This is a genomic window from Paludibacterium sp., assembly GCF_019232825.1.
GTDB lineage: Bacteria > Pseudomonadota > Gammaproteobacteria > Burkholderiales > Chromobacteriaceae > Paludibacterium.
In genome coordinates this window covers 56,798-78,822 of sequence record NZ_JAFAND010000139.1, presented here as the reverse complement: position 1 = coordinate 78,822, position 22,025 = coordinate 56,798, and the positions used below count along the sequence as shown (strand labels likewise).

Genomic DNA, 22,025 nt, shown 5'->3' with positions numbered 1-22,025 from the left:
ACCCTCCTAGGAAAAAGCGCGTGAACGCAGTATGCCATTACTTTGTCATGGCAAGTTGTTTCTGTTGCAGCTTGATACGAATCAGGGAAATCGCCTGCTGGGCCGCGATTTCGCCGGCGCGAATCGCTTGGTTGCGGGCATCGAAGGCCGCCGAACCGATATTCTGCACTTGCGGGCGAATCACCACATCGGCCTGTTTGAGTTCGCTATTGAGCGCGGCCACGCTCATGATGTTCAGACTCTGATCGAGCATCGACAAGAACCCTGTCGCGACGCCGGCCTTCGGCCGGGCCGAGATATCGACGGCGATCACCAGGTCCGCCCCCATTTCGCGCGCCGCGCTCACCGGCACAGGGCTCACCAAGCCGCCGTCGACATAACGGCGACCGGCGATCTCAACCGGCAAGAAAACGTTGGGAATGCTCGCTGAGGCGCGCACAGCCTGGCCGGTGTTGCCAAGCCGGAAGACCACCCGTTCGCCGTTGTCCAACTCGGTGGCAACGGCGCCAAATGGTTTCGCCAGCTTTTCGATCGGGCGATTTTGCACTTGGGCATTGATGAAGGACTGTAAGCGCTCGCCTTTGATGAAGCCATGCGAAGACAAGGTGAAGTCGGCCAGATTGGTTTCGTCCAGCCGCGCGGCGATCTGTTGCAGCTGCGCCGGGTTATAGCCGGCGGCATATAAACTGCCGACCACGCTGCCGGCGCTCGTGCCCGTGACGATATCGGCCGAGATGCCATTGGCCTCCAGCACCTTGATCACGCCGACATGGGCAAACCCTTTGGCCGCGCCACCACCGAGCGCCAGGCCGATCTTAACGTGCGGGGCCGGCACCGGCGCCGGGGGCGCCAAGGGTTTGCGAGGCAACACGCCACAAGCCGACAACAGTCCCAGCGACAGCAGCACCACACTTTTTTTCAACATCTTCAACCATTCCAATCGACAACAATGAATGGCCGCGCGGACCGATGGCGCGGCCGCAAAAGCATTTCAACCTTTTTTGACGAACTCGATCACCTGGCGCCCATCGGGCAACATGGCGGACTTCTTGTCCTGGCCGCGCCAGGCGTGGCCGTAGACGACCTCGTACGTGGCAGGCAGACGGCCGTCGCGGCGCCAGGCCTCGTAGGCGGCTTCCACGCGATGCCAGGCCTGCTTCCCCATCAACCCCCGCCCCCGGCCGGCGGTGGCGTTGTGTGCGCCGATGGCCTTCAAATCGCGCATGACGTCGCGCACCTGATCATAGGTCAGCACGATTTTCTCCATGTCCATCACCGGCTCGCCGAGCCCGCCTGCCAGCATGGCGTCGCCCAGGTCATGCATATCGATGAAACGGTTGACGTGGGTCGCGCCGTCGAGTCCGGCGAAAGCTTGGCGCAATTCCTGCAGGGTATCCGGACCCAGCGTGGAAAACAGCAGCATTCCCTCGGGTTTCAGCACCCGGCGAAATTCGGCAAAAACGCCGTCTGGCACATTGACCCATTGGATGGCCAAATTGGACCAGATCATATCGACGCTCGCCGTGGCCAGCGGCAGGCGCTCGATGTCGGCACAGACCTGCCACGGCCGCCCGCGGCCGAGCCACCGGTCCATCCAGCCCGCGGCGCGCGCTTGCTTAGCGCGCGAAGCGGCCAGCATGGCGGGCGCCAAATCCAGTTCAATCACCCGCGCCTGCGGGTAGCGCCGCCGCAATAGCGCGGTCCCTTCCCCGGTGCCGCTGCCGGCGTCCAGAATCACCTGAGGCGCCAGCTTGATGTAATCGAGCCGCTCGGCCATGCGCCCAGCCACTTCGCGTTGCAACACCGCGGCGCCGTCGTAGCTGGCGGCCGCCCGGTTGAACGAGGCGCGCACGCGCGCCTTGTCGGTAAAAAAAGCTTCACTCATGCATGACAATCCAGAAATTCGGTCAGGCGGGCCACAAACGCCGCCTCGTGAGAGAGAAAAGGCGCATGCGACGCATGCGTAAACGTCACCAGCGCCGCATCCGGCAGGTGCTCGGCAAGCCACTGGCCGGCGCCAAGCGGCGTGATCACGTCACGCTGACCATAAAACAAGCCGACCGGGCAGCCGATGGCCCCGACCTCGCCGCGCAGGTCGGCCTCCAGCAGCAATTGCAGCGCCGGCAACAAACCTTGGGGCCGACCGTGAGAAAACATCTGGGCGCGCACGGCCTTGAGCGTATCGCGCGCGGAGGGCGCGCCCAGCATTTGCAGCGCCAAAAAACGTTCCAGGGTCGCTTCAAAGGCATTATCCAGGCTGGCGGCCACCGCCTCGATCGCCTGCGCGGGCTGCGCATGCGGCCAGTCCGCCTTGCGCACGAAGCAGGGGCTCGAGGCCACCAGCACAAGGCTTTTCACCAGATCGGGATGGCGCAACGCCCAGCTTTGCGCGACGAGCCCGCCCAACGACCAGCCCACAACCTGTGCCGGCAGAGGAAAACGCTCGGCCAGCAGATCGGCCACCTGCTCGGCCCGAAACGGGGCCAGCGGCGCCGAACCGCCGTGCCCGGGCAAATCGACCCGGTGCACACAGAAACGCGTCGACAACGCGGCGGCCACCCGTTCGAACACACCGCCATGCAGCCCCCAGCCGTGCAGCAGCACCACGTCGGCGCCGTGGCCGTCGGTTTCGACGCGCAACGTCATCGCTCACCCCTTGCGCACCGAGTGACAAAATCAAGCAATCGCAAACTCCTGCACAATCGTCGCCAGCCGTCCCCAATCGATGTCGCGCGCCAAGGAAGGGTGGGAGAACAGGAAGCCCTGCACCTTCTCGCATCCCATCATACGCAACCGCCAGAGCTGGGAGAGGGTTTCCACCCCCTCCGCAACCACCTCCAACGACAGCGCGTCGGCTAACGCCAGGATCGCGCGCACGATGGCCGCGGACTCTTCCTTGCGATCGACATCCAACACAAACGACTGATCAATCTTCAATACATCGAACTGGTAACGGTGCAAATAAGAGAGCGCCGAATAGCCGGTACCGAAGTCGTCGAGCGCCAGACGCACACCCATGTCGTGCAGCTCGGCCATCACCGTGGCGGCGATGTCCGGCACATCGATCAGCGCGGTTTCGGTGATTTCAAGATGCAACATGCCCGGCCGCAAGCCGTGCTGCGCCATCAACGCACGCATCCAGTCGACCAAGCCGGTATCGTGCAAATTGGCGGACGACAGGTTGATGTGCAGCGCAATGTGCTCGCCGACGCGGCCGCTATCTAGCCATTGGCGCAACTGTCCACAGGCGGCTTGGATCATGTAGCGGTCGAGCCGCATGATCAGCCCGCTCTCCTCGGCGACCGGCAAAAAAACCGACGGCGCGATCAGGCCGCGCTGCGGGTGCTGCCAGCGCACCAAGGCCTCGAAACCAGCCAAGTGTCCCGTGCGGGCATCGATGAACGGCTGATAGTACGGCACCAGTTGATCGGACTCGTCCAGCGCGCGGCGCAACTCGGCCTCCATCGCCAACTGATCGGCCTGATCCGCGCGCAACTCGTGATTGAACACCGTGTAGCCGTGCCGCCCCTGCTGCTTGGTGCGATACATGGCGTGATCGGCATCGCGCAGCAGCTCTTCGGCGCTGTGGTGATGCTCCTTGTCCGCCAGCACCACCCCCAGGCTCGCCGTGGTGAACACCTCCCGCCCGGCAATGATGATGGGCCGCTCGAATTCGTCCACCATGCGCTGGGCGATCATTTCACAGCCTTCGATCTGCTCCATGCCGGACAACAGCACGGCAAATTCGTCGCCGCCGAGGCGCGCCATGAAGTCCTTGTGCCGCATGCAGCTGCGGATGCGATTGCCCGCCTCCGCCAGCAGGTGATCGCCCGCTAAATGGCCGAGGGTATCGTTGACGAGCTTGAAACGGTCCAAATCGATGAAAAACACGGCAAACCGCTCGCCCGCGCCACTGGCATAGGCTTCCCAGAACCGCCGCAGGGTCTTGGCGAAAAAACTGCGGTTCGGCAGCTTGGTCAAGGCATCGTGCATGCTGTCGAACTGCAACTGCGCATTGACCGCGTCGAGCGCGCTGGTGCGCTCTCGCACCCGCTCTTCCAACTCGGCGTAGGCACGCTGCAGCTCCTCCAACACCCGGATACGCGCCAGCGCGTTACCCACGTTGTCGGCAACACAGCAAAGCACCTCCTGGTCGCGATAACTGTATGACGTGCCAGCCTGATAGCTGCGGATCGACAGCACGCCCAACAAGTCGTGGCCGCTATACAAGGGCACGCCCAGCCAGCTTTCCGGCTCTTGCGCGCCGCTGCCAGCGCCGGCGCCCGACCGGTTTTTACGCGGTGACGCCAAGACCGGCAGACCACTGTGCAGCACCTGTTCGACCAGGCCGCGGCCCGATTTATGCGGCACCGGCTCGGTTTCGTATTCGTCCACGCTGTACGGGAAACGGATCGTATCGCTCAGCGCGTCATACAACGCTACCTGGCAGTTGTGCGCCGGCATCAGCTCGACCAGTTGCCGGTGGACCCCGGCGAGAAACGCCGTCAGCGATAGGCTGGAATTGGCCAGCCCGGCGATATCCGACAACACCCGCTGCGTTTTTTCCGCTTGGCGCCGCTCATCGACTTCCGCCATCAACCGGGTATTGGCCCCTTCCAACTCGCGCGTGCGCAGCCACACCTGCTGCTCGAGCCGCGCCTGATATTGCATGCGCGTCAGCGCGCCGCCGATCGCCCGCGCCGCGTATTGAAACAACCGCTGTTCCGCGGCCGTAAACGCCGGCTCGTCGGCATAGCGCTGCAGCACCACCACGCCCGCCACCTTGCCGTCGGCGCCCACCAACGGTTCGCCGATCCACCGCGCCGGCGTCGGTGTCTCGTCCGCCAGTGCGGCTCGAAGCATCGACGCATCCAGGCTCAGCGTCGCCGGCTGCGCCAGCACGCGCGCCGCCAGCCGCGCTTGTCCGGTTTCGTCCGGCGCATACGAGCGCAACGGATCGGGCACGAATCCGCTGTGCCGGTTGCGGTAGAAGGGGAAACGCAACGCGCCAAGACTGTCGTCAGCCAGCACGATATGGAAGTTGTCGACAGAAAACAGCGGCGCCAGTAATCGGTATACCTGGGAAAAGAACTGCGTGAGGCCGGTGCATTCGCTGGCCAAGCGGCTGATTTCCAACAAGGCGTCTTGCACCATGCGCGAGCGCGCGCGCCCATCCGCTTGCCGCCAGCAAAGCCATTGCCCGCCGAGCAGGCTACCGAGCGTGGCGGCCAGCTCGTGCGGCATGCCGCGCCATACCAGGCAACCGAGCATCTCCGCGCCGTGCACAATCGGCAGCATGCCCTGATCGGCTTGCGCCATCAGCATGGCATCGGCGCCCTGAGGCACCGGCAGGCCGTCGCTGGCGCCGGCGGTCGCCAGACATTGCCAGTCGCCGTCGCGTTGCCAGATCGCCGCCGCCGCGTTGGGGGCCAGCAGCCGCAGAAGGCTCAGCACTTCATCGGCCGCCGCCACCGGCGCCACGAGTGCCTCACCCATGCTGCACATAGAAAAAGTCGTTATCTCTCATTCTCAGGGCATGTCGTCAAGCTTGTGCCGAGAGCGCGCGGATGGCTTCGGTCAGTCGGTTTACATCGTGTTCCTCATGCGCGGCCGATAACGAAACACGCAGACGCGCGCCGCCCTTCGGCACCGTAGGCGGGCGGATGGCCGGCACCCACAACCCCTTCTCACGCAATTGCTTCGACATGCTTAGCGTTAGTTCATTGTCACCTATGATAAGTGGCTGGATCGGCGTTCGGGAAGCGCTAAATTTAATTCCATTGTCTTGAAGTGAGGACTGAAGGCACGCAACGTGCGCTTGCAACCTGTCGCGGCGCCAACTTTCCCGCTCGATGAGCACGAGACTGGCCAGCACTGCCGCCGCCAAGAGTGGCGGGTGGGCCGTTGAAAAGAGATACGTGCGCGCCCGATTAATCAGCCACTCGATCAAGAGGCGGCTGCCGGCGACGAACGCCCCGCTGACCCCGGCGGCCTTGCCGAGCGTCGCCATGTAGACCACGCGTTCGCTCGCGGGCAACCCCGCCAGGCTGCCGCGCCCGTCCCCCAGCACGCCAAAGCCGTGAGCATCGTCCAGATACAACCAGGCATCGTAGCGCTCGGCCAGCGCCAACAGCGCCGCCAGCGGCGCCTGATCGCCGTCCATGCTGTAAACGGCGTCGACAGCGATCAACCGCGTCCGGGCACGGCTGCGCCGCAACAGATCCTCCAAATGGTCCGGATCGTTGTGGCGAAAACGTTGAAAGTCGGCGCGGGACAATAGACAGGCATCGTGAAGCGAGGCGTGATTCAGGCGGTCGGCAAACACCGCGTCTTCGCGGCCGAGCAGACTGCCGATCACCGCCAGATTGGCGGCATAACCGGAGCTGAACAGCAGCGCCGCCGGCTGGCCGACGAACGCCGCCAACGCGACCTCCGCCTCCTCGTGCACCGTGGCATGCCCCGTCACAAGCGGCGAGGCGCCGCTGCCGATCCCCCAGCGGCCAACGGCATGGCGTACCGCTTCGACCATTTCGGGGTGATTGGCCAGACCCAAATAGTCGTTACTGGCGAACGACAAATAGGACTGGCCATCGATCACGATCTGAGCCCCCTGAGCGCTTTCCAGCGTGGCGCGCTGCCGTCGCAGGGCATGGCGATCAAGGTCGGATAGGGCGGCGGCTAGTTGGTCGGGCAACATTCACACTCTTTATATATATACATATGAATTCCGCTACCCCTTTTGTATACCCTGTTTAGTTATCACCTTCAGAGATGTCTGCAGGGCTCTCCAGCGGCAACAAATCCAGCTTTTGCATCAATTGACGGTCGGCCTCGACATCGGGATTTCCCGTGGTCAACAGCTTATCGCCATAGAAAATCGAATTGGCGCCAGCGAGGAAACACAGTGCCTGCGCCGCTTCCGACATGCCGCGACGACCGGCGGAAAGGCGCACGAAGCTCGCCGGCAGCGTGATGCGCGCCACGGCGATCGTGCGAACAAACTCCGTCCAGTCGAGCTCGGCGGCGTCTCCCAGCGGCGTACCCTCGATCTTCGCCAATTGATTGATCGGCACCGACTCCGGCTGCGGATCAAGGTTGGCGAGTTGGGCGATCAAACCCGCGCGGTCGCGTCGCGTTTCATCGATGCCGATGATCCCGCCGCAACAGACCGACAGACCAGCGGTACGAACCTTGCCCAGGGTGTCGAGGCGATCATTATATTCGCGTGTGTGGATGATGTCGGCGTACTTCTCCGGCGAAGTGTCCAAATTATGATTGTAGTAATCGAGACCGGCATCCTTGAGCCGCTCGGCCTGACCGTCTTTAAGCAGTCCAAAGGTTGCGCAGGTTTCCAACCCCAACGCCTTGACCTCGCGCACCATCTCCAGCGTCTTGGCCAGATCCGCGTCCTTCGGCCCCCGCCAGGCGGCGCCCATGCAGAATCGCGTCGCGCCATTGTCGCGGGCGGTCCGCGCCGCCGCCACCACCTCGTCCACCGTCATCATCGGTTGGTCTTCCACCGGCGTGTCGTGATGCGCCGACTGCGCGCAATAACCGCAATCCTCCTCGCAACCGCCCGTTTTAATCGACAGCAGCGTCGACAACTGCACACGGCTGGGATCGAAAAATTGGCGATGAATTTCCGCCGCGCGGAACACGAGTTCCATCAGCGGCAACGCGAACAGGGCCTCGACCTCCTCCACGCGCCAGTTGCCGCGTTGGGGGTGAGGAGTGGACGGGGATTGGAATTGAATAGTCGATTGTTGCATCGTCTGGCCTTTCTTTGCGTTGCCGCCGCGCGGGCTGTTGACGCGCGCGCCGCGGCACTAAGGTGAGAGAGGAGATCGGAATGGGGGGAATGGTGGCGTGCCGCCCGTTGATATGTCAAATTTTTTAGGTAGATTAATTGACATTAGCTCAATATTTAATCAATCATGCGTGCTATGCGGCAGCAGAGCGGCGCGGCAGGGACTATGCGCCCCTTGTCAGGCCGACTTGCCCGTGCTGCCTCGCCCGGCATGCGCCACCTGTGCCCAGCCGCTTCGCGAGCCGGGTCTCTGCGGCCGATGCCTACGCCACCCGCCGGCGTTCGATGCCATACACGTCCCGTATGTCTTTTGCTATCCCATCAGTGCGCTGGTGCACGCATTTAAATATGGCCGCCAGCTAGAATTGGCGGGCATCCTAGGCGACTTACTCGCCACGGCGGCGGTGGATGCCGGGCTAAGATACGACGTCGTCATTGCAGTTCCGTTGTCAAAAGAACGACTTGCCGAACGCGGTTTCAATCAGAGTATTGAACTCGCGCGCGCACTTGTTGGTATAATCGCTGACCGATCTTCCCCAGGGTTGTGTTGGCGAAAATGCAACACTACCCCACAAGCCGGCCTGGGACCCCGGCAACGGCGACGGAATGTTCGCCATGCATTTTGTGTAGAAACCAGACTGGACGGGCTCTCGGTTGCCGTCGTTGACGACGTGATAACCACCGGCGCCACCCTCGATTCGCTGTCCTTGGAACTGAAAAAACAGGGGGCAAAACGGGTCGAAGGATGGGCTCTTTGCCGCACCCTCCATCTAAAGACTTGACCAACTTTTTGATTCTTTGGAACAATCCACCCTGCCAACGATGTTCACAGTAGTTCTATTCCAGCCGGAAATTCCGCCTAATACAGGCAATGTGATTCGTTTATGTGCCAATACCGGCTGTGAGCTGCATCTGGTCAAACCGCTGGGCTTCCCGCTCGACGACGCAAGGATGCGTCGCGCGGGCCTGGATTATCACGAGTACGCGCGGTTAGTCGTACACGAGAACTGGGAAAGCTGCCTGGTGAATCTTCAGGGGCGCCGAATTTTCGCCGCCACCACCAAAGGCGCGATGCGCCATGACCAGATTGTTTACCGAGCCGGGGATGTATTCCTGTTCGGACCCGAATCTCGCGGTTTACCTGACGATGTCCTCGCCGGGTTCCCGCACGAGAGGCGGATTCGTCTGCCGATGCAACCCGAGTCACGCAGCATGAATTTATCGAATGCTGTGGCCGTTACCGTTTATGAGGCGTGGCGGCAAATTGATTTTCTCGGAGGCGTGTAGCAGTTCACACCGTTGGCCCAACAGCATAAGGGAGGTATATGAAGCCTGCATTCCGATGGCTGTGGCTTGTGTTAGTCAGTCTAGTGCTCGTGGCCTGCTCCACCGTCAAGACAGCCAGTGCCACCAGTCAATCTTCGGCTTCGCCGATGAAGAAGTCGGTGGCCAGAAACGGGGCGTATTTCCAGAATGATGGTCCGGCAGACCACATTCCGGTCAACCTCGATCTGGTCCCCAATGCCGTTCCGCAAGACGAGCCGTTGATCAGGTCGGCTAACCTGCCGTACTCGGCGATGGGCATGAGTTTCCGCCCCGACACCAGCAACACCCCCTACAAGGTACGGGGGATGGCGTCCTGGTACGGCAAGCAGTTCCATGGCCGGCGCACCACGTCGGGCGAACGTTACGATATGTTCGCCATGACCGCGGCGCACCCGACCTTGCCGATCCCGAGTTACATCCGGGTGACCAACCTGAAAAACGGTAAGACCGTGGTGGTTCGCATCAACGACCGTGGACCGTTCCACCGTGGGCGCATCCTCGACCTGTCGTATGCCGCGGCGCATAAGCTCGGCTTCGTCGGCCAAGGCAGCGCCAAGGTGCTGATCGAGCGCGTTTGGCCGACGGTTGAGACCGCATCGAACCAGCAGCAGCCGGTCAAGCCTGTCGATGCGTCGCTCAAACAGGAGGAAGGGCCGAAATATCTGCAGCTAGGATCCTTCGACCAGCTCTCGAATGCCGAGGCGCTGTTGAAGAAGCTGGTCGACAAGCTCGATGCCGGCTACGACCCGAAACTGGGGATCGTGAACCAGAAAGGCACTTACATGGTTCGCCTCGGCCCGTTCGATTCGGATGCCGCAGTACGGAGCGCAGCCGAATCCCTGAACGTGGAAGACATCGTGATGAACTGATCGCGGCAACCCAGACTGACACAGCCACAAAGGCGAAGGACCCCGGTCCTTCGCCTTTATTTTTTAGCGCCCAAAAACAAAACCCCGACAGCCGAGGCTGCCGGGGAAAAAAATGCCTTTAGGTATCAGCAAAAGGCCCCGCTCAGGGAGGAAAGCGGGAGGCGCTGACAGCGCCATGTCTTTTTAGTCCGGCGCCTCGGAACAAAGTTCCATCCCATTTAGAGGGTCCTTAGGTAGGCGTCGAACCACGCCGTCACCACCTGTTCCACCTCATCGGTGCCATGCTTCTTCAGGCTGGAAAACAGCTGCACGGTCACGCCCGGATAATCCTGCAGTGCGGCCTTTACCGCCGCCAGCGTCTTGTGCTGCTCCTGACGGCTCAGCTTATCGGCCTTGGACAACAGGATATGCACCGGTTTGCCGGTCTCGCGGAAGTACTCGAGCATATGGTGGTCGAGTTCCTTGAGCGGATGGCGCACGTCCATGATCATCAGCAGGCCGATCAGGCTCTGCCGCTTCTGCAGATAGCGTCCCAGCAGCTCGACCCAGTGGCGGCGCACCGACTCCGGCACGTCGGCATAGCCATACCCCGGCAAGTCGACCAGATAGCGCTCATCGCCTAAATCGAAGAAATTAATGTGTTGCGTGCGTCCCGGCGTCTTGGAGACATAGGCAAGCCGAGTCCGGTTGGCGAGCGTATTGATCGCGCTCGATTTTCCAGCGTTCGAGCGCCCGACAAAGGCCACTTCGGCGCGCGTGGCCGGCAGGTCCTTCATATGGTTGACGGTGGTGAAAAAACGCGCGTTCTGAAAAATCGTCATAGTAGTAGGGTCAATGCAATTGGTATAGAATAGCAGGTTCAGATTGCCGCGATTATAGGTTAATTAAACCAACGACAAGGAGCGACTATGAGACATAAGGTGCTGTTGGCACTGGCCGCCGCCACACTGGCTGGTGGCGTATCGGCCCAAACCCAGGGGGACCCCGCCAAAGGGCAGGTAATCGTCCAACAGGTCTGCGCCGCCTGCCACGGGATCGATGGCAACAGCGTTGCCTCAAGCAATCCCACGCTGGCAGGTCAGCACCCGGCATACATTGTCAGTCAGCTCAAAGCCTTCAAAAGCGGCCAACGCAAGAACCCGATCATGCTAGGCATGGCGAGCGCCCTGTCCGATCAAGACATGTCGAACGTCGCCGCCTATTTCAGCCAGCAAAAGCCGAAGGAACAGCAAGCGGCCGATAAGACGCTCCTGGAAGCCGGCAAACAGCTCTACCGCGCCGGCAACCCGGTCACCCATGTTCCGGCCTGTATGGCTTGCCATGGCCCGACCGGCGCCGGCATTCCCGACCAGTTCCCGCGGCTGGGCAGTCAGCAATCCGCTTACGTGCTGAAACAGCTCAACGACTTCAAGGCCGGTACCGATCGCAAGAATGCGGTCATGGGCGATATCGCCAGCCGCTTGTCAGACGCCGAAATGAAGGCCGTGACGGAATATATTTCCGGATTGCGCTGATTTTCCACATTATCTCGCCTCGTGTCCGACATAATACGCATATTTGGCCGGACCCGATAATCGAATCTGGCATCGCCCGCACGCCGGGCGGTGCCGGTTGCACCCTATGAAGACAGACCGCAGATTCCCCGCCACGCTCCGCGCGCTGCACGAACTGCTCAGTTCGATGCGCTTCGCCATCGGCCTTTTGACCATTCTGGCCATCGCCTCGGTCATCGGCACCGTGCTCAAGCAGAACGAGCCCTATCCGAACTATGCCTTCGAGTTCGGCCAATACTGGTTCCAAGTCTTCGCCACGCTCGGCCTCTACGACGTCTATCATGCCGGCTGGTTCATCGCCATTTTGGCGTTCCTGATGTTGTCGACCACGCTGTGCATCATCCGCAACGCGCCGGGCTTCGTACGCGACATGCGAACCTTCCGCAGCAAGGCGAGCGAACGCTCGCTCGCGGCGATGAAGCACACGGCGCTGATCGAGGGGCATGCCGACCTCGCTGCGGTATCCGGTTACCTGCAACGGCAAGGCTTCCGCCTCAAGACCACGGCGCGTGACGACGGCTCAACCTTGATTGCCGCCAAAAAGGGCAGTTTGAGCCGCCTGGGCTACTTCTTTGCCCATGGCGCCATGCTCGTGATCTGCATTGGCGGACTGATCGACGGCAATTTGCCGCTCAAGGCGGCCGAATGGTTGGGACAGGTCGCTCCCGAAACACAAGACCTGCCGCAGTCGCAGATTCCGGCCATCAGCCGCTTGTCGGCCGGCAACCTGTCCTTCCGCGGCGACGTGACCATTTCCGAGAACAAAAGCGCCGACGTGGTGTTCATCAACAACGGCCCGGGCTATCTGGTGCAGGAACTGCCGTTCATCGTCACCTTGCGCCGCTTCAATGTCGACTACTACAGCAACGGCATGCCGAAGCTCTTCGCCAGCGACATCGAAGTCACCGACAAGGCCAGCGGCAAGGTGACCCAGGCGCGCGTCGAGGTCAATCACCCGCTCGTCGTCGACGGCATCGCCATCTATCAAGCGAGCTTCGGCGACGGCGGCTCGCCGCTGAAATTCAAAGCCTGGAACCTCGACCATCCGCAAGCGGCGCCGGTGGACATCGACGGCATATCCAAAGCCAACCAGCCGCTCGTCGCCAACGGCCGCGATTTCCGTCTCGAACTGGGCGATCTGCGCGTCTTCAACGTCGAGGACATGAGTGGCAATAACGCCAATGGCGGCAGTCTACGCGATCGGATGAAGGATGCGCGTGAGGTGACCCGGGCACGGCAGCTCAAAAACGTCGGTCCGTCGATCGAATACAAGATTCGCGACAACACCGGCCAGGCGCGCGAGTACCTGACCTACATGTCGCCCATTCAGCAAGACGGAGCCAATTACCTGATCGCCGCCGTGCGCCGCGAAGTCTCGCAACCCTACGATTACCTGCGCATCCCTCTGGACGATGATTTGTCGATCGACCGCTTCATGCGCTTGCGCGCCGCGCTGGCCAACCCGGCGCTCTATGACGAGATCGCCGCGCAAAGCGGCGCCAAAGCGATGCAGGGCAACGCCATCAGCCCCGCGATGCGGCAGGAATTCGAAACTAGCGTGAAATGGATATTGGCGCGCTTCGCCGAAGGCGGTTTCGACGGTCTGCAGACCTTCCTCGAACAGCATGTGCCGGCCGACAAACGGGCCGATGTGGCTCAAACCTACATCAAGATCCTGCAAGGCGCGATCATCGACGTCATGAACGTCGCCGACCGTCATGCCGGCCTGCCGGCAATGAAGCAGGACGGCGCGCATTACCGCTTCCTGCTGGACAGCCTGGTTGCCGCGAGCGCGCTCAAGGATTACGGCGCGCCGGTATTCCTGCAGCTGACCGGGTTTACCCAGGTGCAGGCGTCGGGCCTGCAGCTCACCCGCTCGCCGGGCAAGAATCTGGTCTATCTCGGGTCACTGCTTCTGGTCGCCGGTATTCTGCTGATGTTCTACATTCAGGAAAGACGGCTGTGGCTGTTGATCAAACCGGGCAGCATGCGCCTGGCGATGAGCGCCAACCGTCCCAATCCGGATCTCGACCGTGATTTTTCGCGTCACCAGGACGCCCTTCAACAGCTTGCACGAGGTGAAGATGGACATCGCCCAAACGCGTGAAACCCGCAGCCCGTTCCAACGCCTGAGCGTGGGCGCCTGGCTCTACGCCGCGTTCATCGTGGCCGCGGGCGCCGTCGTGTTTAGCCGCTTCGGCCAATACATGGACGTCTACGAGCATGGCATTCTGGCCGGCGCCACGGTTGGCCTGATCGCCTTCGGCTGGTTCTGGCCGGCTTGGCGCCGTTTTTTCCCGCTGACCATGGCCGTGTCGCTCGCCGCCATCGGCTTGTATCACGGCGATCTCGCGCGTGGTCAAAGCGCGTTCTGGCTCAAGTACCTGCTGTCCAGTCAGTCGTCGATCATGTGGATGTGCGTGCTGTTTTTCATCGCCACCGGCTGTTACTGGTATGGGCTTCTGGCACGCTCGGTGACCGGTGTGGCGCTAGGCAGCGGTCTGACCTGGTCGGCGGCGACGATGGGCTTTGCCGGCCTGTTCACCCGCTGGTACGAAAGCTATCTGATCGGGCGCGACATCGGCCACATTCCAGTCTCCAACCTGTATGAAGTGTTCATTCTGTTTTGCCTGATCACCGCGCTGATGTACCTGTATTACGAAGCGGGCTACAAGGTACGCCAGCTGGGCGCTTTCGTGCTGCTGGTGATCAGCGCCGCAGTCGGCTTCATCATCTGGTACACCTTCGACCGCCAGGCGCATGAAATTCAACCGCTGATCCCGGCGCTGCAATCGTGGTGGATGAAGATTCACGTGCCGGCCAACTTCATCGGCTATGGCGCATTTTCACTGGCGGCCATGCTCGGCGTGGCCGAGCTGGTGGTGATGAAGGGCTGGCTCGCCGAGCGGCTGCCGAAGGCCGAGGTGCTGGACGAAATCATGTACCGGGCCATCACCGTCGGTTTTCTGTTCTTCACCATCGCCACCATCCTCGGCGCGATGTGGGCCGCCGACGCCTGGGGCGGCTACTGGTCGTGGGATCCGAAGGAGACCTGGGCGCTGATCGTCTGGCTCAACTACGCCGCCTGGCTGCACGTGCGCCTGGTCAAGGGATGGCGCGGCAAGCCGTTGGCGTGGTGGGCGGTGATCGGCATCTTCGTCACGTCGTTCGCCTTCCTCGGCGTCAACATGTTCCTGTCCGGCCTGCACTCCTACGGTGGCCTCTGATCAAACGGCCAGACGGCCTTGGTATATGTACGTCATCGCTTGCCGCGGCGGCAGCCTGTATACCGGCATCAGCACCGACGTGGCCCGGCGCTATGCCGCACATAGCGCCGGCCGCGGCGCACGCTACACCAAGAGCCACCCGCCGGAAAAACTGCTGTTGACGGTCGAGTTTGCCGACCGGTCGCAGGCGCTTCAGGCAGAATATGCGTTCAAGCAGCTTAGCGCCGTCGAAAAAAGAACGTTCTGTATGCGACATGAAACTGTCAGCGACTAGGCCTGTGCATTTCGCTATGCAACAATAAACTTTCAATCACTACCCCGGTCTTCCCGCATCATGGCACTCCACTATCACGTCATTCCGGTCACGCCGTTCGCCCAGAATTGCTCGATCTTGTGGTGCGACGAGACGCAACGCGCCGCCGTCGTCGACGCCGGGGGCGACCTGGACCGTATTCTTGCCTTCGTCCACGCCAACGGCCTCACAGTCGAAAAGCTGCTCTTGACCCATGGACACATCGACCACGCCGGTAGCGCCGCGGCGCTGGCGAGTCAGCTGGGTGTGGACATCGAGGGACCGCAAGCGGAAGACGCCTTCTGGCTCGACCAATTGCCGCAACAGGGACAAGCGTTCGGCTTCCCGCATAGCGCCGCGCTGACCCCGCAGCGCTGGCTCAATGATGGCGACACCGTCAGCATCGGCAAACAAACGCTGCGCGTCATCCACTGCCCTGGCCATACGCCGGGTCATGTGGTGTTCTACAGCAGCGAGGCCGGCCTGCTGGTTGCCGGCGACGTGCTGTTTCAAGGCTCGATCGGCCGCACCGACTTCCCGCGCGGCGACCACCGCGCGTTGCTCGACGCCATCCACAGCAAGCTGTTCATTCTGCCGGACGACACTACGGTCATCACCGGCCACGGGCCGTTTACGACGCTCGGCGAGGAAAAGCGCAGCAATCCGTTCGTGATGAACGCAGGCTACCGCTGAGTCGAACCGTGCCACAATCAGTAACGCCCCCTGCAGCCGCAGGGGGCGTTACGTTTTGCAGGACCGCTTACTGCGACGGCTGCGACGGCCGGTCTTGATGATGCCTTTCCTGCGACCACCCCAGCGGCGCCTTCCCGCCCAGCACATCGCGCACCACACCGTTGGCCAGCGACGACAACGTGCCGTTGAACGCCGCGCCATAGCGCACCGAATCGGCCTGGCCCGGCACCGTGTGCGCCACGATCGGGCCCCCGGTGGCCACCGGTCCCTGACCGCTCTGCAACTGGCCGCCTTCCAGCACGGTTTGACCGCCAACGCGCGCTTCCAGCTTCTGGCTGCCATACAAGCCGCTTTGCTGCGTCACCGCGTCCAGCGCGTCGCTTTCGAACTGCGTTTTCAGGCGCGCGGTTTCAGCACCACTGAGGATCTGACCCAGGTTCGGCGAGGCGACGGTAGCCTCGAGCGTGCCTTGCCGCGAGCGGTTGTCGTCTTTGAGGCTCGTCACGCGCAGATCATTGCCGACCTGCGCCGCCACCTGCTCGCCGCTGACGCGCGCGCCGGTCAGGCGCAGGTCCCCCGCGCTCTCGAGCGCCACGCGCCGTGCATCCACGGTGCTAGGCAGCCAGCCGTCGCGCGACTCGGCGCGCTCGTGCCCACGGACCTCCACCTGGCCGCCGGATGGCCGCGCCCCGGTATACACCTCGCCGTTGCCGCTGCCGCCAAGATCCCAGCCCTCCTGGCGATACTTCCGCCGCGCCGCCGCCAGGTCGATCTTCCCGCCGGCGTTGAGCGTCACCTCCGCCGCGCGCTCACCCCCCTCGGCGGCGCCGATCTGCGCGCCCGCGAGCGCCATGTCGCCGCCGGCATGCAACGATACCCCGGCCTGCGCCGACAGCCGCGCAGGCATGGGCATCAGACTCTCCTCCTGTTGCCGCGCCACGTCGAAAACGGCCTTACCCTGGCCGCCGCCCGCGTCAATAACGCCCGGCGTCTTGCTGGTGGCCACGTCGGCATTGGGCACGGAGCGCACGCTGATATCCAGCGAGCCGCTGTTGCGGCCGCTCGAGGCGACGCGCGTGCCTTCCGCCGCTTGTACCTGCAATGCGCCGCCGACAGTCACCGCGATACGCCCCTGGCCGGCGTCGATCGTCGCACCGCGATAGTTGGCGTCGTGCTCGACGGCAATACGCACCCCGTCCGTAGCACGGATCTCGCCACCCGCCGCCTGCGTGTCGCTCTGCTGCCGCCAGTTCTCCCCGCCGCTGCCTGATGCCTTCAACCGCAGGTCCTTGCCGGTCAGCGTGGTCGCCTGGATCAGCCCGCCGCCGTTACCGCCGTCGGCACGCTGTTCGGCGCGGGTCTCCACCGTATCGAAGCGATGCTCGCTTGCCGTCAGATCGACCGCGCCATGCGAGGCTTGGTACCGTGTCGCCTGATCCTGCACGGCGCCGGCGCTCTTCACGCTCACGCCGGCCCCCTCGAAGCGGCTGCCGCTGGCCGTCTGGCTGGATTCCGACGCGCGCTGCCGTTGGCCAACGATGTCGATCACGCCCCCGGCGCTTGGCGTGGAGAGCTTCGACACGATATCGCGCACGGCGGCCCAGCCGCCCTGCTTGACCTTCTCGGCGCCGTCCTGCACTTTGTCCTTGATCTTCTTCGCGTCTCGCGCCGCATCGGCCAACTGACCGTTGGCGGCTTTGTCCACCACCGCCTGAACCGGCTTGAGCAGCCCGCCGAACGCCACCACGCCGGCCAAGTCGCCGCTGCCGCCGCCGGATTGGCTCGTGCTGCTGTTCGATCCCATGGCGGCACGGTTGTCGATGGCACCCGCCGCCACCGTCAACTGGCCACCGGCGTTAAGGCGCGCGCCTTCCGTCTTCAGCGTGCCCGCCGGGGCCTGCACATTCAGGTCGCCGCTGGCGCTCACCTGACTGACGCGCGGCGTACGCGCCTCGGTGGTGCTGCGAGTGCTGGAGAAGTCTTGGGAGAGACCCGCGCGCAACTGCTCCCAGCTGGCCGCGACAAAAATCCCGCTGCCGGCGCGGCCTTGCGCCTGCTCGTCGCGCTGGGTGTCGTATGCGGCATCCAGTGTCAGGTTACGGCCATTGAGCGTGGCATCGCCCTGCCGCGCCGCCACCTCGCCGCCGTGTACGCCGATATCGCCCTTGGCCTCCACGCGCACGCTGCCGCCGGCCAGCACCGCGCCGGTCTGGCTGATACCGGTCTGGGTCTGCCGCGTCTCGGTCTGCGTGATACCGACGCCGGCCCGGTAAGCGCCAGGATAACGCGCATCGGGACCCGCCGAGGCTTGCCACGCCATTTGGGCATCTTGCCGCTGTTGCTGCCGTTCGGCGGCCGCAGCGCTCACGCGCACATCACCGCCCGCCTGGACCGTCAACGCGCCGCCCGCCTCGACATGGCTGCCGGTTACCGCGACGTCGGCGGCGCTCGCTACCGTCAGGTTGGTATCGGACGTCAATTGCGCCCCCTGCGTCACCGGCGTCAGTTCCTTGCCGTAGTGGCGTCCGGTTTGGATATCGAACGCGCCGCCATGGCGCTCATCGATCAACGATTGCGTCAGATCCGTCGCATGATCGATCTGTACATTGCCCTGACCGGCAACGGCGCGCGCGCCGCCCTCGCCCCGGACGGTGCTGCCGACCAGATGAATGCCCAACCCGCCTTCGACGCGCAGCGCGCCCTTGGCGCGCACCGCCGAAGGCACATTCAACGCGGCCGAATTGCGATCGTCGGCGCGATTGCTGCCGCCGATACCGCCCCAGTGGGTCGAATGCGCGGCATCGGCCAGCGATTGGTTCACGACCTGCGTGCCGATGTCGATCCGGCCCTCGCTCTTGAGCACCGCGTCGGCGCCGGTTTGCACCTTGGCGGCATTCAACGCCACGGCGCCGGCGGCGCGCAGCAGCAGATTGCCACCGCTTTGGAGCGCACTCTGCTTCAGCGTCTGCTTTTCGCTGCGGTGGTTCCATTGCCCGCTCGACAGCGACGGCCCCTCCAGGTAGCGATCGCCGCGATCGATCACCACCGTTTTTTCCTCCAGGCCCGACAAGACGATATCCCGGCCCGCGGTCACTCGCATGTCATTGGCGGCGGACAAGGCCGCCCCTTGGGCCTTGATGCTGCCCTGGGCATTGAGCACCAAGTCGCCCTTGGCGTCCAAGACAACGCCGCGCTGGCCGTAATGGCTGGTTTCGGTATATTGGTTGCGCTGCCACGAATTCAGCCATGCCGCGCGCTCGGTGCTATGCCCATCGAGCGTTTCGCTGCCGCTGAGCGCGATCTCCCCGGCCTGTAGCCGGATATCGCCGCCATGCACTTCGGCGGCATTGAGACTGAGCGCGTCCGTTGCCCGCAGGCTGACCGACTCTCCCTCGATCCGTGCCTGCCCGAAATGCGTCTTCCGCTCGCGCTCGGTGACCTTGGTCTCGCCGGTTTTCCATATAAACCAGCTCTCGTCATGCTGCCGCTGTTCTTTCTCTTCGAGGCGCACGAGCGGCTTGGCCTCGATCGACTTGGCGGCGAGCCCGACGCGCTCGCCTTTGATGCGGACATCGGCCAAATTGAGCGGGCCCTGTGCGTCCACTTTGATCCTGCCGGCGCTCTCGATCGCGCCGGCCAGATTGACGCCGGCGCCGTCATCCGTGCTGACGATACTGATCCGCCCTGCCTGCATGCCGCCGAGAAACGCGCTGTCCAACCGTTCGGCCGGGGACGCGCGCGACGATGTCACCTCGCGCGTGTCGTAAGCCATCTGCGCCTGGCCGGCGACGGCATGGATACCGCTCGTGGCCACCAACGCCCCTTGGGCATCGATGCGCGGCGCGATCAAATCGAGCGCCTGGTTCGCCGTGGCGCCGCCTGGCCCGATGGTCAGGCTTTGCGTCCCGGCGCTTGCCAGGCCGTGCAATTGGCCGTCCTGCCATTGCGGCGTGCCGACCAGCAAGGCGGCGCGCCGGGTGTTGACGAAGCCGCAACCGTTGCAAGTGATGCCGTTGGGGTTGGCCAGCACCAGATCGGCCGCTTGGCCGAAAACCTCCATCCGCCCCAACAACAGCGATGGATTGCGGCTGACGACTTCGTTGAGAATCACCGTCGCGGCCCGTCCGCCCAACTTTTGATTGCTCTGCATCTGCCCCGCCAACAGCGATGCGCCGGCCGCCACCCCGTTGTTGTAGACCGCGCCCGCCGCGGAGACGTCGTGCGCGTTATAGCGGTTATGCGACAGGCCTTGCGCATTGGCGCCGACGATCTGAACCACGTCGGCGCCACCCGCCGCCTGCCGGACTTCGACATTGGAGCCGGGCGCCGGCACGATGCCGCCGGCCCATAGCCTGGGGGAGTAAATCAACGATAGCGTCAGCACCGCGGCAACCCGGCCTCGGCACGACAAGGGAAAACGTACTTTCATCTGTGACCTCTTTGTTGAGTGAAGTTGCGGTTTTCCGCGCTTTGCGCGCGTGTCGTTGTCAGGCCGCGAGGACCTTAAAACTGCCAGGCGAACCGCATCAACAGCTGATGCGATTCGCCGGCAAATTGATCCGGCTGCAGCAGCGGGCGGTTGTATTCGGCATCGAGCGTCATGGCGCTGCGGCGGGCCGTCAGGCCGGCGCCCCACCCCGCCAGCGCTTGATACCCCCCCTCGATAGACGGTTGCCACACGCCGCCGACATCCAGTGCCAGGCGTGGCTGCCACAGCCAAGCGCCGGCGCGTTTGGCGTATTGCAGCGTGTTTCTCAGTCCCCAGCCGCTTTCGCTGGCCAGCGAGTTATGGCGAAAGCCCCGCACCACGCTGCTGTCCGCCAGCTCCAACTGCTCGACGGCGGGTAGAGACTGCGGGCTCGTCTGCGCCGTCAGTCGGTTTTCCATCTGCCAGCCGCTCGCGGGCAAGGCATGGCGCAGCGCGGCACCGATTTGCCATTTACTGAAACACGACTGGGGCATCCCCTCCGGTGCGCAGGCCGCGCCGAGCCAGGGCCTGCCCCGCTCCAGCGCGATCTCGAGCGAGAACGAGCCCGCCGGCAACAAGGTCATCAGGTCCACGCCGAGCGTGGCCACGGTCAATGTCGGGCTGCTGAGCGTCTGCAAACTGCCGAGAAAATAGTTTTCCACCCGCTTGTGTGCCACCTGGCCGTGCCAGCTCCAAATGCTGCGCTGATCGCGTGCCAGAACCCGGTCAACGCGCACACCGGCCTGTCCCGAGCTGCCGCGCAGGTCGACGGTGTGGTATGGCAATCGCAGGGTATTGAGGTATTCGGATTGACCCGCGAACAGGCTATAGCTCCAGTAGCCGTCCGGCAGGGAATAAAACAAGGAATGGCGCCGGCTGAAGCGCGCCTCGTCCACGCTATGCTCGGCCGCCGCGCTGAGATAGTCATAGCGGCCGCTGAGATTGTCGCGCGACACGGCGAGCCCCGCCACGCGCCGCCCGGTGGCATCGTAGCCCCAGTTGTCGAGCGTGGCGCTGCCATGCCATAGCGCGGCCGGCTCGGTCAACAAACGAACCGTCGAGCCGCCCGGCTGATCGCCGGGCAATACCTCGGCGCGCATCGACGACGACTGCAACCGGTTGGCCTGATCGAGGCCTTGTTCCAGATCGCGGATATTGAGCGGCTTGCCTTCCATATCGGGAAACAACCAGCGCACCGCCCGCGCCTCGCCCTCGATCCGCTCCACCTGTCCTTCCAACACGCGCAGCACCATGACGCCATCAGGGGTGATTTCCGGCAACACGCGCGCGGCGATATAGCCGCGTTGCACGTACAAGCGGGTCAGCCGCTGCAGAATGCGGCGCAAGCGCGTGCCGTCGAGGCAATCGGCATGACGTTCGCGCAAAGGCGCCAGCGCGCGCGCGTCCAAGAGCGTCACGCCGGACAAGCGCAGGGCATGGACCGGCAGACACGTATTCGATGCCGCGCCGACGTCGTCGTCCTCTCGACGGATATCGCCCCCGCGGTGCAACAGGCGCAACCGCAACGCGTCGAGCTCGTTGCGCAGGTGCATTTTGTTGTCCTGCAAGAAGAATCGACCGTCGCTGCCGGGCTTGGCCGTCGGCTCGGCCTGCGATAATCCGTGCTGCAGACCGATACACACCCAAGCCAGCCAGCGGCGGACCCGCCTCTCTGCGTGCGACATTCCCATCCCAATTACCTCGACATCAAAATTACCCCAAATGAATACATCGAATGGCGTAATGAGCCAACAAGGCTAAATGTCACCGGCCATTAGGATGAAACGAGA

The 22,025-nt window shown here is 63.3% G+C and carries 17 protein-coding genes; 8 read left to right on the top strand and 9 right to left on the bottom strand.

Features of this window, described 5'->3' with window-relative positions; translation table 11 throughout:
- Positions 1–37: 37 nt before the first annotated feature.
- The 6 genes from JOZ06_RS18340 to bioB all read right to left on the bottom strand — a co-directional run bounded on the left by JOZ06_RS18340 (position 38) and on the right by bioB (position 7,769).
- On the bottom strand, positions 38–925 hold the full coding sequence (locus JOZ06_RS18340; RefSeq protein WP_293235083.1) for a patatin-like phospholipase family protein: 888 nt from the start codon (positions 923–925) through the stop codon (positions 38–40).
- 66 nt (positions 926–991) lie between these two features.
- Positions 992–1,885, bottom strand: a complete 894-nt coding sequence (gene bioC / locus JOZ06_RS18335) for a malonyl-ACP O-methyltransferase BioC (protein ID WP_293235081.1) — start codon at positions 1,883–1,885, stop codon at positions 992–994.
- Positions 1,882–2,646 carry a pimeloyl-ACP methyl ester esterase BioH gene (gene bioH / locus JOZ06_RS18330; protein WP_293235079.1) on the bottom strand — a complete coding sequence of 255 codons (765 nt, stop codon included), beginning with the start codon at positions 2,644–2,646 and terminating at the stop codon, positions 1,882–1,884. The genes bioC and bioH overlap by 4 nt, the downstream gene beginning before the upstream one ends.
- Before the next feature lie 30 nt (positions 2,647–2,676).
- A complete protein-coding gene (locus JOZ06_RS18325) occupies positions 2,677–5,496 on the bottom strand; it encodes an EAL domain-containing protein (protein WP_293235077.1) in 2,820 nt (939 codons plus the stop codon).
- A gap of 46 nt (positions 5,497–5,542) precedes the next feature.
- A complete protein-coding gene (bioF, locus tag JOZ06_RS18320; RefSeq protein ID WP_293235075.1) occupies positions 5,543–6,697 on the bottom strand; it encodes an 8-amino-7-oxononanoate synthase in 1,155 nt (384 codons plus the stop codon).
- Between the two features lie 55 nt (positions 6,698–6,752).
- Positions 6,753–7,769: a biotin synthase BioB gene (gene bioB, locus JOZ06_RS18315; protein WP_293235073.1), complete on the bottom strand. Its 1,017-nt coding sequence runs from the start codon at positions 7,767–7,769 to the stop codon at positions 6,753–6,755.
- A gap of 112 nt (positions 7,770–7,881) precedes the next feature.
- Between bioB and JOZ06_RS18310 the strand changes: the two genes are divergently transcribed.
- The 3 genes from JOZ06_RS18310 to JOZ06_RS18300 all read left to right on the top strand — a co-directional run bounded on the left by JOZ06_RS18310 (position 7,882) and on the right by JOZ06_RS18300 (position 10,002).
- Positions 7,882–8,589: a ComF family protein gene (locus JOZ06_RS18310; protein WP_293235152.1), complete on the top strand. Its 708-nt coding sequence runs from the start codon at positions 7,882–7,884 to the stop codon at positions 8,587–8,589.
- Between the two features lie 40 nt (positions 8,590–8,629).
- Positions 8,630–9,094, top strand: a complete 465-nt coding sequence (gene trmL / locus JOZ06_RS18305) for a tRNA (uridine(34)/cytosine(34)/5-carboxymethylaminomethyluridine(34)-2'-O)-methyltransferase TrmL (protein WP_293235151.1) — start codon at positions 8,630–8,632, stop codon at positions 9,092–9,094.
- Between the two features lie 68 nt (positions 9,095–9,162).
- Complete coding sequence (locus JOZ06_RS18300; RefSeq protein ID WP_293235071.1) at positions 9,163–10,002, top strand: septal ring lytic transglycosylase RlpA family protein; 840 nt, start codon at positions 9,163–9,165, stop codon at positions 10,000–10,002.
- 218 nt (positions 10,003–10,220) lie between these two features.
- Here JOZ06_RS18300 and yihA read toward each other — a convergent pair whose 3' ends face one another.
- On the bottom strand, positions 10,221–10,823 hold the full coding sequence (gene yihA / locus JOZ06_RS18295; protein ID WP_293235069.1) for a ribosome biogenesis GTP-binding protein YihA/YsxC: 603 nt from the start codon (positions 10,821–10,823) through the stop codon (positions 10,221–10,223).
- An 87-nt stretch (positions 10,824–10,910) separates the two neighbouring features.
- On the opposite strand from yihA, the gene JOZ06_RS18290 reads away from it, so the two are divergent.
- From JOZ06_RS18290 to JOZ06_RS18270, 5 genes are all read left to right on the top strand, one after another.
- Positions 10,911–11,516, top strand: a complete 606-nt coding sequence (locus JOZ06_RS18290) for a c-type cytochrome (RefSeq protein ID WP_293235067.1) — start codon at positions 10,911–10,913, stop codon at positions 11,514–11,516.
- A 106-nt stretch (positions 11,517–11,622) separates the two neighbouring features.
- Positions 11,623–13,662: a cytochrome c biogenesis protein ResB gene (locus JOZ06_RS18285; protein ID WP_293235065.1), complete on the top strand. Its 2,040-nt coding sequence runs from the start codon at positions 11,623–11,625 to the stop codon at positions 13,660–13,662.
- Positions 13,640–14,782 carry a c-type cytochrome biogenesis protein CcsB gene (gene ccsB / locus JOZ06_RS18280; RefSeq protein WP_293235063.1) on the top strand — a complete coding sequence of 381 codons (1,143 nt, stop codon included), beginning with the start codon at positions 13,640–13,642 and terminating at the stop codon, positions 14,780–14,782. The genes JOZ06_RS18285 and ccsB overlap by 23 nt, the downstream gene beginning before the upstream one ends.
- Positions 14,772–15,056 (top strand): GIY-YIG nuclease family protein, encoded by a 285-nt coding sequence (locus JOZ06_RS18275; RefSeq protein WP_293235061.1) that lies wholly within the window; start codon positions 14,772–14,774, stop codon positions 15,054–15,056. Before ccsB ends, JOZ06_RS18275 begins: the two co-directional genes overlap by 11 nt.
- Before the next feature lie 60 nt (positions 15,057–15,116).
- The gene (locus JOZ06_RS18270; protein ID WP_293235059.1) at positions 15,117–15,767 is read left to right on the top strand and encodes an MBL fold metallo-hydrolase; all 651 of its coding nucleotides are present in this window, start codon (positions 15,117–15,119) and stop codon (positions 15,765–15,767) included.
- A gap of 67 nt (positions 15,768–15,834) precedes the next feature.
- On the opposite strand, the gene JOZ06_RS18265 is transcribed toward JOZ06_RS18270, so the two are convergent.
- Together JOZ06_RS18265 and JOZ06_RS18260 are read right to left on the bottom strand one after the other, a co-directional pair.
- On the bottom strand, positions 15,835–20,196 hold the full coding sequence (locus JOZ06_RS18265) for a hemagglutinin repeat-containing protein (protein WP_293235057.1): 4,362 nt from the start codon (positions 20,194–20,196) through the stop codon (positions 15,835–15,837).
- A 74-nt stretch (positions 20,197–20,270) separates the two neighbouring features.
- Positions 20,271–21,920 (bottom strand): ShlB/FhaC/HecB family hemolysin secretion/activation protein, encoded by a 1,650-nt coding sequence (locus JOZ06_RS18260; protein WP_293235055.1) that lies wholly within the window; start codon positions 21,918–21,920, stop codon positions 20,271–20,273.
- Positions 21,921–22,025 lie beyond the last annotated feature (105 nt).